Here is a 14496-nt window from a genome sequence, read left to right on the forward strand (position 1 = left end):
ATTATCTGTCATTCCACGTTCTGCACCGCGTCGAGTGGTGCAGAACGACAGTCAGCTCATGTCTTCGCACCATCAGCAAGCATCATGATTCAGCTTTTTGCTCGCTCTGCACTGAAAACACTCTCGATGCACTAATTCGGTGCGTTTTTTGCCCGTATCTTTCCATCTTTCTTTCCTATTGAATTTGATTTTTACCCTTTCCCATCTTTAATCACGTTATCTTTCCTGATTTATGCCAGATAAATCATTTATGGCACACCGTTTGCTTTAATCATTGCGTAGACCGACTTCATAGAGCGCGTAATCGAACAAGTGGCGGGCGAAAGCCTGAACGTAATGGCTAGGGGGAAGATAAATGAAACTGGTTACTGTGGTGATAAAACCATTCAAGCTGGAAGATGTACGTGAAGCGTTATCTTCTGTCGGCATTCAGGGGCTTACTGTCACTGAGGTGAAAGGATTTGGTCGTCAGAAAGGGCATGCGGAGCTATACCGTGGTGCTGAATACAGCGTTAACTTTTTGCCCAAGGTAAAAATTGATATCGCGATTGCAGACGATCAACTGGACGAAGTCATCGACGTCATCAGCAAAGCCGCGTATACCGGAAAAATTGGTGATGGCAAGATTTTTGTCGCCGAGCTGCAAAGGGTTATCCGTATTCGTACGGGTGAAACTGACGAAGCCGCACTTTAACAACACCTAGCGTAGATACGTAAATAGGGATGGATGAAAATGAAAAAACTACTCTCTTCATTAGGTCTCGGTGTGGCGGCATTACTCCCGACCTGGGCAATGGCTGCAACACCGACGATTGATAAAGCGGATAACGCTTTTATTATGATTTGTACCGCGCTGGTACTCTTTATGACTATACCGGGCATCGCACTGTTTTATGGCGGCCTGATCCGTTCAAAGAACGTTCTGTCTATGATGACGCAGGTGAGCGTAACATTCGCAATGGTCTGTATCCTGTGGGTTGTTTATGGATATAGTTTGGCCTTCAGCGAAGGTAACGCGTTCTTCGGTGGGTTCAGCACCTTTATGTTGAAAGGCATTGGGATTGAGTCTATCAGTGGCACTTTCTATCAGTTTGTACACGTAGCGTATCAGGCTTCCTTCGCCTGCATCACCGTTGCGCTGATTGTCGGGGCAATTGCTGAGCGTATTCGTTTCTCTGCGGTGCTGATTTTTGTTGCACTGTGGCTGACATTCTCTTATCTGCCAATGACGCACATGGTGTGGGGCGGTGGTTATCTGGCGGCGGATGGCGCACTGGACTTCGCGGGCGGTACGGTCGTTCACATCAACGCTGCGGTTGCTGGGTTAGTTGGTGCTTACCTGCTGGGCAAGCGTGCCGGCTTTGGTAAAGAAGCGTTTAAACCGCATAACCTGCCGATGGTATTTATCGGTACGGCGATTCTGTATATCGGCTGGTTTGGTTTCAATGCCGGTTCTGCGGGCGCTGCGAACGGTATTGCTGCTCTGGCTTTCCTGAATACGGTTGTTGCGACTGCTGCTGCCATTCTGGCATGGGTTGGCGGTGAGTGGCTGGTTCGCGGTAAACCTTCTTTGCTAGGTGCGTGCTCTGGCTGTATCGCGGGTCTGGTGGCCATTACCCCAGCGGCAGGTACGGTAGGTGTGGGTGGCGCATTGATCATCGGTCTGGCTGGTGGTGTTGCCGGTCTGTGGGGCGTAACAGTACTGAAAAGATGGCTGCGCGTGGATGACCCGTGTGATGTGTTCGGTGTTCACGGCGTGTGCGGTATCGTTGGTTGTATCCTGACAGGTGTGTTCTCTTCGGCTTCGCTGGGTGGTACTGGCTATGCAGAAGGCGTGACGATGGCGCATCAAGTTTGGGTGCAACTGTTCAGCGTGATTGTTTGTCTGGTGTGGTCTGGCGTAGTGGCATTCGTTGCTTTCAAAGTGGCGGATATGATTGTCGGCCTGCGTGTACCTGAAGAGCAAGAGCGCGAAGGTCTGGACGTCAACAGCCATGGCGAGAGCGCTTACAACCAGTAATTGTGCTTATAACCAGTAAGTGAGATCGACAGTAAACAGGCGTGGGGGAAACTCCACGCCTGTTTTATTTACGACATTATATAGCCTAAATAATTCGAGTTTCAGGCAGGCGGCAAGAGAAGGACAAATTCGTCTGGAACGAATTTGACCAGCCAGAGGCTGGCCTTCGGTGAGAGACAGGATGTCTCTCATTTCATCCCGATGAGCTTACTCAGGTAAGTGATTCGGGTGACTGACAAACCTGCCAGAGGCTAGTTTGAACGCTGCTTGCAGCGGCCCCAACGGGGCGAGCCACACGCCAGTGTGCCGAGTAACGCGGCCAACGCACATGCAACTTGAAGTATGACGGGTATAGTGAATTTAGTGCTCGCGGCGACGCATGACGCCTTCCTGCATGCTGGATGCAACCAGCACGCCTTCTCGGGTATAGAATTGCCCGCGCACGAAGCCACGAGCGCCGGATGCGGACGTGCTTTCTACGGTGTATAGCAGCCAGTCATCCAGCCGGAAATCACGGTGGAACCACATTGAGTGATCGATCGTGGCAACTTGCATACCTGGTTCCAAAAAGCCGACGCCATGAGGCTGCAAGGCGGTGAGTAAGAAATTGCAGTCAGACGTATAGCCGAGAAGATATTGATGAATACGCTTATCGTCCGGCAGCGTGCTACTGGCACGACACCAAACGTGCCTGACTGGCTCGTCCACTTCCCCCTTCAGGGGATTGTGGAATTTAACCGGGCGCATCTCAATCGGACTAGCTTGAATAAATTTATCGCGAAAGCGTGGCGGCAGAAGGTGCTGCATACTTTGCGCGATTTCTTGTTCGGATTGTAGTGCTTCTGGCGGTGCGACGTCTGGCATCACATTTTGGTGCTCAAACCCTTCCTCATGGCTTTGAAAAGAGGCCGTCATATAAAAAATGGGTCGACCATTTTGGATAGCACTAACGCGTCGGGCGCTAAAACTATTGCCATCGCGTAGGTTTTCAACGTCATAAATAATCGGTTTCTGGCTGTCGCCGGGTAGCAAAAAGTAGCTGTGAAAAGAGTGAATGTTGCGCTCGATAGGAACGGTCTGCTTGGCGGCTGACATCGCCTGTCCCACGACTTGCCCACCAAAGACCTGGCGCAGCCCCAAATCATCGCTTTGTCCGCGAAATAGCCCTTCTTCGAGTTTCTCTAAATGCAAGAGGTCGAGAAGGTGTTGTAGTGATTGACTCATGGTATCGGCCTCAATGGATGCGGATGGTTAGTTATCTGTTTGTTCTGTAAGGTTTAAAATATCTATTTGTGGCTTTTTACTATAATGAATGTGTGGTTTTTAGGAAAATATCAGAATTTTGCACCATCACTATTATGTTTATTGAATCATACTATTTGTAAGTGCCGGTTTACGATACCGGTAGTCTGACAATAATAAAGGAGACTGACCGAATGAAATTATGGCATATCTTAGGCGGTATCACGTTATCGATGACTCTGGCCGCATGTGCACAGAGAAGTGATTATGGCGTTTCTCCTCAGACTGGCGCACCTGTTACCTCTGTTTCCTCACAGCGCCCGGCTGTCGCAATGCCTGCGGTAACGGGTACAGTGAATATTCGTCAGCGTATTGCGTTGCCTCATAACGCGGTTTTGACCGTTACGGTGTCTGATGCATCGCTGGCGGATGCGCCTTCAAAAGTGATTACTCAGAGTGTGACGCGTACAGAAGGAAAGCAGGCACCTTTCCAATTCGAGTTACCGTATAACCCGGCTGATATTCAGCCCAACGCGCGTATCTTACTCAGCGCGGCAGTTGCGATCGATAATCGCGTCGTCATGGTGACGGAGAACGTCTTACCCGTTATTAGCAATGGGGTGAACCGTGCCGATTTGGTATTGGTGCCTGTTGCTTCAGTCCCGTTACCCGCGAAAAATCAGGGATCGATGATATCCAATCCGGCGAATGAAACCCCTCATATGCTTCAGGGGCAACCTGCTTCATCCTCTATGGTGCCTGCGCAGCCAATCTGGTAATTCATCAGTATACGCGCCGTTATGGCGCGTATTGCCAGCGATACTTAGCAAGATCCACCTTACCCTGGCGATTGAAAATAATGCCTTCCGCTTGTAGCGCTGATTTTTGGCGTAGGTAATCTCCACCGACGAGTGATATTTCGCCTTTACGGTTGATTACCCTATGCCAGGGGAGTTTACTGTCTTTCGGCAAACGTTTTAACACACCGCCGACTTGCCTCGAAGCTCTGGGCGAGTCGGCAAGTTGCGCGATATCGCCATAGGTTGCTATTTTTCCATAGGGAATCGCCGCGACAATTTGAAAAACGCGTTGGCGGAAATTATCGTTTTCTTCTGACATCAGCGCATATTCCTGGCTGCTCCTGAATCGATTGGATGCCATAGTGGCACAGCAGGGTGGGCAAGAAAACAACGGTTAGTGTGTGTTAGCTTGCAATTGCTTATCTCATCGCCGATAATGCCCACCGCTTTGTGACGAGCAGTAGCATTGTTATAAAGTTGTCAATGGAGGCCCTGTCGGTTCTCCCGCAACACTAACCTGTGGACTCGGTCAGATCCGGAAGGAAGCAGCCGCAGCAGGAGACGTGTGTGCCGGGATGTAGCTGGCAGGGCCTCCACCATTTCTGCTCTTGCATGGATGCTTCATCGTCGACGAGGTATTCATTCTCTGTCGATAAACTCGACTCGCCGCCATAAACCCACTCTCATACATAATCTTTGTGCCGTCATTCTCGATTCTACAGGCGTCGTTGCTTGAACTCTGTTTTTTCTGGCGGATTCTCGGATCTCTTTACTTCGCGATTAATCATTGCGCCAATTATTACGACCCCTGTTTTTATCACGGGATATACCATTTATGATGATATCAATGCGATTGCTATATGCCGTTATACTTCAAGTTACCTGTGCATTGGCGGCGTTCATTCACCCGAACCACTTACCTGAGTAAACCCATCGGTATGAAATGATAGACGTCTTGTCTCTCACCGAAGGCCAACTGTTGGCTGGTCAAATTCGTGCCCGATGAATTTGTCCTTTCCTTGCCGCATTATTCAAAATGAGTTCGTTTGGTCCTGAAGTTCGAATTATTTAGGGTATAAATGATAAACGGTAGGGAAATAAATGGGGTGAAATAGTATTTCATTTTTTATGTGGAAAATACAATTTGTTACAAGTCTTGTTTAATTAATGTATTAAAAAGATAATAAAAACAAAGGCCGATAATATTATCGGCACAGTGTATTTAATGTCAGTTTTTGTATGCACGCCGTTAGAAATTAACGGACGTATCGCCATACTGCGGTAGGAACTTTGTCGTAGAGTTTGTTCATCGTCAGCTCTGCCAGACGATGATCGGCTGCAGAAAAGAACATCTCCAGCTCATCATTGGAGAGTTCATACTTGTTTTTTTCAATAACGCGTTCGAGAGTGTCTATGGTTGTGCATTTACGCAAACGCATCAAATAATCGATTTTTTTCATAATGGCCTATGCAAACAGTACCTGGTGGTTAAAAAATATAAATAAATTATTGCTTAAGTTTTAGCAGGCGTACAGACGTTCTCCCCTGAGAACATTCCGAATAATTTTGCTTTAGACTTCTGCCAGCGTCGTAGTTCAGCATCATTAATACCATAGTTGCTAAACAAGACGTAAGTATCATCTAAATACTTTTCTACCTGCTCTGAAAGCTCACTTTCGTTAGGGTATTTTATTTTAAATGTGAGAATAAACGTAGCGATATGCTCAATAAGCTCATTTAATTGGAGATTGATCGCAGAGGTTGGATCATTGACCCAGCCATGACTGCTATCGCCTAACGTTGCTATGCTTTCATCACACAGATTCTCACATAAGAATCTGAGTTGGGCAATATCATAATGTTTTGGTGTGTACTCATCCATATCAATCCCTCCGTTAAGCCGTTATTCAGTGTTACTGCGGTTAACACCTGGTAAACAGGTAGACTGATGAAGCCTGCAAGATAAAGACGTTAGCATTGTTTCGTATTGATGTTGTTACAGACAATGCGTTTAGCCATTGTGATTCGTTCAACATTGAATGAGACAACGGCGATTTTCGAACCTCTCACATATTACTATGTCGTGAAATAGGGCTGGCGTAAATACCAACCTATCATGACTTAACCTTAAGTATAGCTATACCATGTTGGTTACGATTAGGTCATTCTATATATGACTATAGCAAAAGCGTTCGTGAAATTCGCGGATAATAGGTAAGGTTTTCACCGCTATTTATTTTGATTAATCCTCAGATTTTTTTGTAACAATGAGCATAGAATAAACTCATCGGCAGCTTATTTAATTGTTTCTATCTGAAAATATGAGAAAGGGTAGAAGAAATGCGAAGAGATTGTTTGGTAGTACGGTATCGTGATTATTGTTATCTTATTGTTTAATAAGTTTTTTAACGAAAACACATCCCGTACAGCCTTACTCACGTCATAGCATAGACTGTATCGGGATGTGGTAGAGAAAGATTAACCTTTTTTCTTTTTTCCGCCCTGCACGGCCTTGAAGCGCGGGTTGGATTTACATATAACGTAAACTCGCCCGCGACGGCGGACCACAATACAATCTTTGTGACGATTTTTTGCTGAACGCAGCGAACTAAGCACCTGCATTTAATAACCCTCTCTGATTACTTGAAGAAGTTCCCAAAGCGCTGCTGGAAGCGCGCCGTGCTGCCTTCTTTGGAATATTCTTTTTGCTTCCCGGTGTAATAGGGATGCGACGCCGAAGAAACATCAATGGTTATGTAAGGGTAGTTGACGCCCTCAAGCTCGATTGTCCGATCGGTTTTAATGGTTGACCCTGTCCTGTAATAGACATCCGCGCTGGTATCGTGAAATACCACTGTACGATAGTCAGGGTGAATTCCTGCCTTCATTATTGCCTCTATTGTTATGTTATAACATATCTGTATGTTGCGCTTTTTTATCATCATGATCAACCATTATGTTGCAGTGAGGCGGCAGCATTATCTAAATCATTGTAGATACGAATAAGATGAAAAAGCACAGTGTGCCGTTTAGCTTGGATTAGTCGGGTATAGGGCAGAAGAGATAAAAAAGGCCGCTAGGCGGCCTTTTAGAGTAGATATGGGGTGTTACGAAGTATTAGTGGGCTGCTGTATCGTCTGCTTTCTTACTGAAGCGACGACGAACCACAACAAAGAACACAGGGACGAAGAAGATGGCCAGCACGGTTGCTGTAATCATCCCGCCCATTACGCCAGTACCGACGGCATTTTGTGCACCGGAGCCTGCACCGCTACTGATTACCAGAGGCATTACGCCGAGGATAAAGGCCAGCGATGTCATCAGGATTGGGCGCAAACGCATACGAATCGCATCCAGCGTTGCCTCTATCAGTCCTTTCCCTTCTTTTTCCATCAGATCTTTAGCAAATTCGACGATCAATATGGCGTTCTTCGCGGATAGCCCTATGGTTGTCAGCAGGCCCACCTTAAAGTAAACGTCGTTTTCAAGACCTGTCATATTTGCCGCAATCAATGCACCAACGATCCCCAATGGAACAACCAGCATGACGGAGAACGGTATTGACCAGCTTTCATAAAGCGCAGCCAGACACAGGAACACGACAATCAATGAAATGGCATAGATTGCAGGTGCCTGGTTACCAGACAACCGTTCCTGATAAGACATCCCCGTCCATTCGTAGCCGATACCTTGCGGTAACTGTGCCACGAAACTTTCCATCAATGCCATAGCCTCACCGGTACTCTTACCTGGCGCGGCTTGACCTTGGATTTGCATCGATGGCTGGCCGTTATAACGTTCCAGACGCGGTGAACCGTATTCCCAGTGGCTCTGCGTGAAGGCAGAGAACGGCACCATTTGTCCATTGTTACCGCGGATGTACCAGTTTTTGATGTCATCTGGCAGCATACGGAAAGGCGCATCGGCCTGAACGTACACTTTCTTCACGCGACCGCGATCGATAAAGTCATTTACATAAGAACCACCCAGCGTGGTTGCCAATGTTGAACTGATATCCGACAGCGACACGCCAAGCGCCTGTGCTTTTTCCTGATCGATATCGAGACGGAACTGCGGTGTATCTTCCATCCCGTTAGGACGAACTTGTATCAGCGTATCAGGGCGTTGTGCCGCCATACCTAGCAGTTGGTTACGTGCTTCCGTCAGTTTTGCGTGCCCAAGGTTGGCTTGGTCAATTAACTGGAAGTCGAAACCTGTTGCGGTACCCAGTTCGATAATCGCAGGAAGGTTGACTGCGAAAACCATAGCTTCTTTATACTGGCTAAAGGCTGCGTTTGCTCGGCCTGCAATCGCCATAACTTTATTTTCTGCGCCGCTTCGTTCACTCCAGTCATTCAGACTGGCGAAAGCCAGACCGGCATTCTGCCCACGACCAGAGAACCCGAAACCTGTGACCGTAAACACAGACTTGACGTTATTTTTCTCATTTTCGAGATAATATTGCGTCATTCTGTCCATGATTTTTTGGGTGTTTTCCTGCGTCGCACCTGAAGGCAACTGAACAATGTTCAGAAGAACCCCTTGGTCTTCATCTGGCAGGAAGGACGTAGGCAAACGTAAGAACAAGAGTGCCAGACCCACAACAATCAACAGATAGATAACCAGATAACGACCGGTACTACGCAGAATATTAGCAACGCTGTCGGTGTAGTGATGCGTGCTCTTCTCAAACACTCTGTTGAACCAGCCGAAGAAGCCGGTTTTCTCACTGTGATCGCCTTTGGCGATCGGTTTTAGCAGGGTCGCACAAAGAGCTGGTGTCAAAATCAACGCAACCAGAACTGACAGCACCATCGCAGAAACGATTGTGATGGAGAACTGGCGATAGATTGCCCCTGTGGAGCCACCGGTAAACGCCATCGGGACGAATACAGCGGACAATACCAGCGCAATGCCGACCAACGCCCCTTGGATTTGCTCCATGGATCGTTTGGTTGCTTCTTTAGGCGGCAGACCTTCTTCTGCCATGACACGTTCCACGTTTTCCACGACGACGATGGCGTCATCCACCAGAAGCCCGATAGCGAGAACCATCGCGAACATCGTCAAGGTGTTTATGGAATAGCCAAACGCGGAGAGGATAGCAAATGTCCCCAGCAAAACGACTGGTACTGCGATTGTTGGGATCAGCGTGGCACGGAAGTTCTGCAAGAACAGGTACATCACCAGGAAGACCAGTACGATAGCTTCCACCAGCGTTTTCACTACTTCGTTGATGGAGATCTTAACGAAGGGCGTTGTATCGTACGGGTAAACGACTTTCAAACCTGTGGGGAAGAACTCTTCCGCTTTGGTTAGTGCCTCTTTTACTGCCGTTGCCGTATCCAGCGCGTTCGCGCCTGTTGCCAACTTGATACCAATACCGGCAGCGGGTTTACCATTGAAACGTGCGATAACGTCGTAGCCTTCAGCACCCAGCTCAACGCGTGCAACGTCTTTAAGGCGAACCTGAGAACCATCAGCGTTAACTTTCAGCAGTATTTTAGAAAATTCTTCTGCTGAATTCAGGCGAGTCTGAGCAATGATCGAGGCATTCAACTGCTGGCCCGGAACAGGTGGCGCTCCCCCTAATTGCCCTGCGGCGATCTGGTTGTTTTGAACTCGGATTGCTGCGCTGACATCACCTGCGGTTAACTGATAGTTATTCAGCTTGTTCGGATCTAGCCAGATACGCATAGCGTACTGGGAACCAAATAGCTGCGCGTCGCCTACGCCGGATGTACGACTGATAGGGTCTTTAACGTTAGCGGCCACGTAGTCAGCGATATCTTCCTGCGACATTTTACCGTCTTCACTGATGAAGGCGGCAACCATGAGGAAGCTACTACTTGATTTCTGAACGTTAACCCCTTGCTGCTGTACTTCCTGCGGTAATAGCGGCATGGCCAGTTGCAGTTTGTTCTGCACCTGAACCTGCGCGATATCTGGATCGGTACCTGCCTCAAAGGTCAGCGTAATCTGGACTGTACCGGAAGAGTCACTGCTTGATGACATATACATCAGGTTGTCGATACCGTTCATATTCTGTTCGATAACCTGTGTAACGGAATCTTGCAGCGTTGATGCATCGGCCCCTGGATAAGTTGCTGTTACGTCAATCGCGGGCGGTGCGATCGTCGGATACTGGGCAATAGGTAATTTAACAATTGCCAGCAACCCCGTCAGCATCACCATGATGGCGAGTACCCATGCAAAAATGGGTCGATCTATAAAAAACTTAGCCATGAATTATACCGGCTCCTGTTAGAACGTCTTAAGACTTCGCGGGTTCTGCTGACGCTTGCGGCGCCTGCTGATTTTCTGGAGCGACTTCTTGAGTTTTCACCTGTGCACCGGGTCTGATTTTTTGCAGACCGGTGACAATAACGCGATCGCCCGCTTTCAAGCCTTCGGTAACCAACCATTTGTCACCAACTGCTTTACTGGTTTTAAGCGTGCGAGGTTCCACTTTATCGCCTTCTCCCACCACCATCGCAGTAGCCTGACCACGTGGGTCGCGGGTGACGCCTTGCTGTGGTACTAATAAGGCGGTCGGATTAACGCCGGAATCGAGGCGAGCACGCACAAACATGCCGGGCAGCAGGTTATGCTGTGGGTTCGGGAAAATGGCACGCAGCGTGATGGAACCTGTGGTTTCATCTACCGTAACATCAGAAAATTCCAATGTACCCGCCTCTGCATATTCAGTACCGTTTTCCAACAGCAGACGCACATTCGCTTTACCTTGATTCTGCTTCAGCGTGCCGTTTTCCAGTTCTTTTTTCAGTTGCAAGAAATCATTACTGGATTGGGTGACATCAACATAGATCGGATCAAGCTGTTGCACGGTCGTTAATGCTGCCGTTTGCCCGGTTCCTACTAATGCCCCTTCTGTTACCGTTGATCTTCCTACACGGCCTTCGATCGGCGAATTAACTTTGGTGTAAGCCAGATTGATTTGCGCGGTATCCACTGCTGCTTTGGCAGCCAGAACGGCAGCATCAGCCTGACGGGACGTGGCGACAGCCTGATCGTAATCCTGCTTGCTGACGTAGTTGGTGCCCAGCAGTGGCTTATAGCGATTAACCGTCAGACGGGCAATTTCTGCCTGAGCCTGAGCCTGAGCGAGTGAACCTTTGGCGCTGTTGTAATTTGCCTGATAGGTCGCAGGATCGATCTGATACAGCGATGCACCCGCTTTAACGTCAGACCCTTCAACAAAATTACGTTTTAGGATAATTCCGCCAACCTGTGGGCGAACCTCAGCAATGCGGTAAGCACTTGTGCGGCCCGGCAGCTCGGTCATGACATTCAGTGCTTCCGTTTTTAACGTGACAATACCCACTTCAGGCATCTGCTGCTGCGCGCCACCTTGCTGATTATTGCCGCTATCACATCCTGCGAGCATTAAGCCGCCAGAAAGCATCAGAACTGCCGCCAGAGGCGTTAGCCTTCTGTTTTTGTTCATAGATAAACCTCAAGTGTCCGATTTGAAATTGACCAATGGATCACAAGCCCAAAAACCCATTGCTGCTATAGTCTTATGTTCATGCTATGTTACATACATACTTGAATGTATGTAAATCTCACTTTCCTTCAAATACAGCGTTATGGCACGAAAAACCAAATTATCATGGCACGAAAAACCAAAAAACAGGCTCAGGAAACCCGACAACAGATACTGGATACCGCGTTAAGAGTGTTCTCTGAGCATGGTGTGTCTGCGACTTCATTGTCCGACATTGCGACTGCTGCTGGTGTGACCCGCGGTGCTATTTATTGGCATTTTAAAAACAAAGCCGAAATTTTTGACGGAATCTGGGCGTTGGCTGAGTCAAAAATAGATGAGTTTAAAATAGAGTATCAGACAAAATTCCCTGATAATCCACTCTGCGTGATGCGTGAATTATTGATTTATATGCTGCGTTTAACCGTTAGCGATACGCACTGGCGCTCGATTATGGAAATCGCATTTCACAAATGTGAGTTTGTCGGTGAAATGTTGCAATCGTATAATGCGCGCAAAGAGCTCTATCTTTCCTGCTATGTTGATATTGAAGAAAATCTGATTGAGTGCATCCGTCTGGGCATGTTGCCGATGGACATTTATCCCCGCCGTGCTGCGATTGCGCTGCGTGCCTATTTTTCCGGTGTGATGGAAAACTGGCTATTTATGCCGGAAAGTTTCGATCTCGATCAGGAAGCCCCGGCGCTGGTGGATGCGTTTATCGATATGCTGCATTTTAGCCCAGCGCTACGTAAACCTGCGGCTTAACCTGGCTTACAAATTTTACCATTAAGCACCGGAATTATTCTTTTTGGGCAGAAGATTTCACACTGTTTTCTTCTTGCTGGCATTTTTTCTCAAAATCGGCACGCACAATCTCCAGCGCAGCCAGTGCGATACGCGGTTCGATCTGGTTTTCTTCCAGCAGCATAATCAAATCGACCGCCAGCTTGACGTCGGGTGGGGCATTTTCAAGTGACATGAATCAATTCCTCTTTTTCTCTGCGACGCTATAAGCCTTGCTCCCGGCGTTCGATCTGACGTTCTAATCGTGCCAACGCTTGGCGGCAGCGTGCAAGTCGTCCTTCCAGCGCTGCCAACTCTTTTTGCAGCCGCTGTTGCTCGCTGAAAAGCGTTTGGGTGATGAGCAGACTTTCTCTATCCTGAATCATGGAAAGCAAACGGCGTTCATAGTCCTGATGTTCCGCTAGCTTGTGATACACATCTTCATCTGGCTGTGGCGTAGTGCGTTGCTCCTGTCTGCGTAGTGACTGCGTCGCCAGCTCACGCTGCAAGGCGGCTATCTGGCTGACCAGCTTTTCAGCCAGAAATGCTACGCGATCGGTGCGCTGCTCTGCGACCAGCTGTTTTATTGTGTGCAGATTTTGTTCAACCTCGGCGCGATAATCACGCAGTCGGGTGCCGTAACTGCTAAAGAGTTGACGATCAAAGCGTGATTGCGGCACCGCTTTATCCGCCAGCGGTTCTAGCTCTTTCGACAGCGAATTAATTTGTTGCTCAAGCGCCTGCAGCAATTGATGCGTGTTCACTTTTTTCCCTTACGATTAAGGTCAATAATTCAGCCAGCTTACTCAGGCGTGATATGTCAGCATGGTAAGTTATACGACGCTTTGTGGCCTGCATGAGGATATCTTAACTAATCCATCGGGCAAGGTGGTGATAAAGTGTGATGTTAGTTGTAGCAGACAAAGCGTAAAGGTGAATATGTATCGCGTGTTGCTGATTATACTGGGGTGGGTTTCTGTTGTGCTGGCAACGTTGGGTGTCGTGTTGCCTTTATTACCGACCACGCCTTTCTTGTTACTGGCGGCCTGGTGCTTTGCCCGTTCGTCCCCGCGTTTCCATGACTGGCTACTGTACCGTTCCTGGTTTGGCAGCTATCTGCGCCATTGGCAACAACATCGGGCATTGCCGCCGGGAGCAAAATGGAAGGCTGTCACCATGATTCTGTTAACGTTCGCGCTTTCGCTCTGGCTGGTTAAACTGGTTTGGGTCAGGATTTTGCTGTTGGTGATTTTGGCAATGTTGTTGACCTTCATGCTTCGTTTACCTGTGGTTGATCCAGAACAACAAATGCAAGGCGTGAATCCGAAAAGATAGCGTAAGCGGCGGTCTCTGTGACAAGAATACAAAAAATACCCACCCAGAGTGCGGATAGTTGCATTTGTCCGCCACTTTGACTAGATTTGAGCGTTTTCGTGCGCGGGTCGCCATTCTCCTCTTTGTCATAATGCTTATTCATCACATCATGCGATGGTGAAAGCCTTGTGGCGACCGGCATTTGTATGTTTAGAACGTTTTATCAGGCACAACTATGATGACCGTAACAGCGCAGCAGCAGGCAGAATTAATTAAAAACAGTATCAAAAGCATCCCCGACTATCCAAAGCCGGGCATACTGTTCCGTGATGTCACCAGCCTGCTGGAAGATCCCGTAGCCTATGCGGCCAGTATTGAGATGCTGGCGAACCATTACCGCAACACCGGTGTGACGAAGGTTGTCGGTACGGAAGCGCGTGGTTTTCTGTTTGGCGCACCGGTTGCTCTGGCGCTGGGCGTGGGTTTTGTTCCCGTGCGCAAACCGGGCAAACTGCCACGCCCGACGATCGGTGAAAGCTATGAGCTGGAGTACGGTTCAGATACGCTGGAAATTCATGCAGATGCGATCTCCGCAGGGGATAATGTGCTGGTGATCGACGATCTGCTGGCAACGGGGGGAACGCTCGAAGCCACGGTGAAATTGATCCGTCGTCTGGGTGGCACGGTGAATGATGCCGCTTTTATCATTAACTTGTTCGATCTGGGTGGTGAGCAACGTCTGACCGAGATGGGCGTAACCTGCTATAGCCTGGTTGACTTCCCCGGACATTAATCATAACAGTCTCGCCGATAGCGGCGTGGCTGTG

At 48.4% G+C, this 14496-nt stretch carries 16 protein-coding genes and 1 other RNA gene; 7 read left to right on the forward strand and 10 right to left on the reverse strand.

The annotated features are described in order from the left end of the window. Nucleotides 1–355: 355 nt before the first annotated feature. Together glnK and amtB are read left to right on the forward strand one after the other, a co-directional pair. Nucleotides 356–694 carry a P-II family nitrogen regulator gene (gene glnK, locus E2566_RS05900; RefSeq protein WP_002208627.1) on the forward strand — a complete coding sequence of 113 codons (339 nt, stop codon included), beginning with the start codon at nucleotides 356–358 and terminating at the stop codon, nucleotides 692–694. A 39-nt stretch (nucleotides 695–733) separates the two neighbouring features. Beyond that, a complete protein-coding gene (gene amtB, locus E2566_RS05905; protein WP_165800659.1) occupies nucleotides 734–2020 on the forward strand; it encodes an ammonium transporter AmtB in 1287 nt (428 codons plus the stop codon). Between the two features lie 360 nt (nucleotides 2021–2380). Here the strand turns inward: amtB and tesB are convergent, their stop codons facing one another. Next, a complete protein-coding gene (tesB, locus tag E2566_RS05910) occupies nucleotides 2381–3244 on the reverse strand; it encodes an acyl-CoA thioesterase II (RefSeq protein ID WP_107168395.1) in 864 nt (287 codons plus the stop codon). Nucleotides 3245–3456: 212 nt separating this feature from the next. Between tesB and E2566_RS05915 the strand changes: the two genes are divergently transcribed. Next, nucleotides 3457–4041, forward strand: a complete 585-nt coding sequence (locus tag E2566_RS05915) for a YbaY family lipoprotein (RefSeq protein ID WP_107168394.1) — start codon at nucleotides 3457–3459, stop codon at nucleotides 4039–4041. 19 nt (nucleotides 4042–4060) lie between these two features. Here E2566_RS05915 and E2566_RS05920 read toward each other — a convergent pair whose 3' ends face one another. Next, complete coding sequence (locus E2566_RS05920) at nucleotides 4061–4381, reverse strand: MGMT family protein (protein WP_107168393.1); 321 nt, start codon at nucleotides 4379–4381, stop codon at nucleotides 4061–4063. Between the two features lie 174 nt (nucleotides 4382–4555). Between E2566_RS05920 and ffs the strand changes: the two genes are divergently transcribed. Continuing rightward, nucleotides 4556–4652: signal recognition particle sRNA small type (ffs, locus tag E2566_RS05925), an RNA gene on the forward strand. A 666-nt stretch (nucleotides 4653–5318) separates the two neighbouring features. Here the strand turns inward: ffs and E2566_RS05930 are convergent. The 6 genes from E2566_RS05930 to E2566_RS05955 all read right to left on the reverse strand — a co-directional run bounded on the left by E2566_RS05930 (nucleotide 5319) and on the right by E2566_RS05955 (nucleotide 11530). Then, complete coding sequence (locus E2566_RS05930; protein WP_005976087.1) at nucleotides 5319–5522, reverse strand: HHA domain-containing protein; 204 nt, start codon at nucleotides 5520–5522, stop codon at nucleotides 5319–5321. A 53-nt stretch (nucleotides 5523–5575) separates the two neighbouring features. After that, a complete protein-coding gene (tomB, locus tag E2566_RS05935) occupies nucleotides 5576–5944 on the reverse strand; it encodes an Hha toxicity modulator TomB (RefSeq protein WP_005976089.1) in 369 nt (122 codons plus the stop codon). Between the two features lie 596 nt (nucleotides 5945–6540). Beyond that, nucleotides 6541–6684, reverse strand: a complete 144-nt coding sequence (gene ykgO, locus E2566_RS05940; protein ID WP_005976091.1) for a type B 50S ribosomal protein L36 — start codon at nucleotides 6682–6684, stop codon at nucleotides 6541–6543. Between the two features lie 17 nt (nucleotides 6685–6701). Next, nucleotides 6702–6950: a type B 50S ribosomal protein L31 gene (locus E2566_RS05945; RefSeq protein WP_107168401.1), complete on the reverse strand. Its 249-nt coding sequence runs from the start codon at nucleotides 6948–6950 to the stop codon at nucleotides 6702–6704. Between the two features lie 229 nt (nucleotides 6951–7179). Then, nucleotides 7180–10308 (reverse strand): efflux RND transporter permease subunit, encoded by a 3129-nt coding sequence (locus E2566_RS05950; RefSeq protein WP_107168392.1) that lies wholly within the window; start codon nucleotides 10306–10308, stop codon nucleotides 7180–7182. Between the two features lie 28 nt (nucleotides 10309–10336). Continuing rightward, on the reverse strand, nucleotides 10337–11530 hold the full coding sequence (locus tag E2566_RS05955) for an efflux RND transporter periplasmic adaptor subunit (RefSeq protein WP_107168391.1): 1194 nt from the start codon (nucleotides 11528–11530) through the stop codon (nucleotides 10337–10339). Nucleotides 11531–11695: 165 nt separating this feature from the next. Between E2566_RS05955 and acrR the strand changes: the two genes are divergently transcribed. Next, the gene (gene acrR / locus E2566_RS05960) at nucleotides 11696–12337 is read left to right on the forward strand and encodes a multidrug efflux transporter transcriptional repressor AcrR (RefSeq protein ID WP_107168400.1); all 642 of its coding nucleotides are present in this window, start codon (nucleotides 11696–11698) and stop codon (nucleotides 12335–12337) included. A gap of 34 nt (nucleotides 12338–12371) precedes the next feature. Here the strand turns inward: acrR and rsmS are convergent, their stop codons facing one another. Then, nucleotides 12372–12551 (reverse strand): pleiotropic regulatory protein RsmS, encoded by a 180-nt coding sequence (gene rsmS, locus E2566_RS05965; RefSeq protein ID WP_107168390.1) that lies wholly within the window; start codon nucleotides 12549–12551, stop codon nucleotides 12372–12374. A 28-nt stretch (nucleotides 12552–12579) separates the two neighbouring features. Next, nucleotides 12580–13119: a primosomal replication protein PriC gene (priC, locus tag E2566_RS05970; RefSeq protein WP_107168389.1), complete on the reverse strand. Its 540-nt coding sequence runs from the start codon at nucleotides 13117–13119 to the stop codon at nucleotides 12580–12582. Between the two features lie 175 nt (nucleotides 13120–13294). Here priC and E2566_RS05975 point away from each other — a divergent pair, with 175 nt between their 5' ends. Beyond that, nucleotides 13295–13690 carry a DUF454 family protein gene (locus tag E2566_RS05975; protein WP_107168388.1) on the forward strand — a complete coding sequence of 132 codons (396 nt, stop codon included), beginning with the start codon at nucleotides 13295–13297 and terminating at the stop codon, nucleotides 13688–13690. A gap of 217 nt (nucleotides 13691–13907) precedes the next feature. Further along, nucleotides 13908–14462 (forward strand): adenine phosphoribosyltransferase, encoded by a 555-nt coding sequence (apt, locus tag E2566_RS05980; protein ID WP_107168399.1) that lies wholly within the window; start codon nucleotides 13908–13910, stop codon nucleotides 14460–14462. Nucleotides 14463–14496 lie beyond the last annotated feature (34 nt).

The sequence above is a fragment of the Pectobacterium punjabense genome, assembly GCF_012427845.1.
In the GTDB taxonomy this organism is placed as follows: domain Bacteria; phylum Pseudomonadota; class Gammaproteobacteria; order Enterobacterales; family Enterobacteriaceae; genus Pectobacterium; species Pectobacterium punjabense.

Coding starts and splice junctions, on each gene's coding strand:
- rsmS (WP_107168390.1), bottom strand. CDS start 12,551: ATGTCACTTGAAAATGCCCCACCCGACGTCAAGCTGGCGGTCGATTTG.
- apt (WP_107168399.1), top strand. CDS start 13,908: ATGACCGTAACAGCGCAGCAGCAGGCAGAATTAATTAAAAACAGTATC.
- glnK (WP_002208627.1), top strand. CDS start 356: ATGAAACTGGTTACTGTGGTGATAAAACCATTCAAGCTGGAAGATGTA.
- acrR (WP_107168400.1), top strand. CDS start 11,696: ATGGCACGAAAAACCAAAAAACAGGCTCAGGAAACCCGACAACAGATA.
- E2566_RS05975 (WP_107168388.1), top strand. CDS start 13,295: ATGTATCGCGTGTTGCTGATTATACTGGGGTGGGTTTCTGTTGTGCTG.
- E2566_RS05950 (WP_107168392.1), bottom strand. CDS start 10,308: ATGGCTAAGTTTTTTATAGATCGACCCATTTTTGCATGGGTACTCGCC.
- tomB (WP_005976089.1), bottom strand. CDS start 5,944: ATGGATGAGTACACACCAAAACATTATGATATTGCCCAACTCAGATTC.
- E2566_RS05945 (WP_107168401.1), bottom strand. CDS start 6,950: ATGAAGGCAGGAATTCACCCTGACTATCGTACAGTGGTATTTCACGAT.
- E2566_RS05930 (WP_005976087.1), bottom strand. CDS start 5,522: ATGAAAAAAATCGATTATTTGATGCGTTTGCGTAAATGCACAACCATA.
- E2566_RS05915 (WP_107168394.1), top strand. CDS start 3,457: ATGAAATTATGGCATATCTTAGGCGGTATCACGTTATCGATGACTCTG.
- E2566_RS05920 (WP_107168393.1), bottom strand. CDS start 4,381: ATGTCAGAAGAAAACGATAATTTCCGCCAACGCGTTTTTCAAATTGTC.
- ykgO (WP_005976091.1), bottom strand. CDS start 6,684: ATGCAGGTGCTTAGTTCGCTGCGTTCAGCAAAAAATCGTCACAAAGAT.
- E2566_RS05955 (WP_107168391.1), bottom strand. CDS start 11,530: ATGAACAAAAACAGAAGGCTAACGCCTCTGGCGGCAGTTCTGATGCTT.
- tesB (WP_107168395.1), bottom strand. CDS start 3,244: ATGAGTCAATCACTACAACACCTTCTCGACCTCTTGCATTTAGAGAAA.
- amtB (WP_165800659.1), top strand. CDS start 734: ATGAAAAAACTACTCTCTTCATTAGGTCTCGGTGTGGCGGCATTACTC.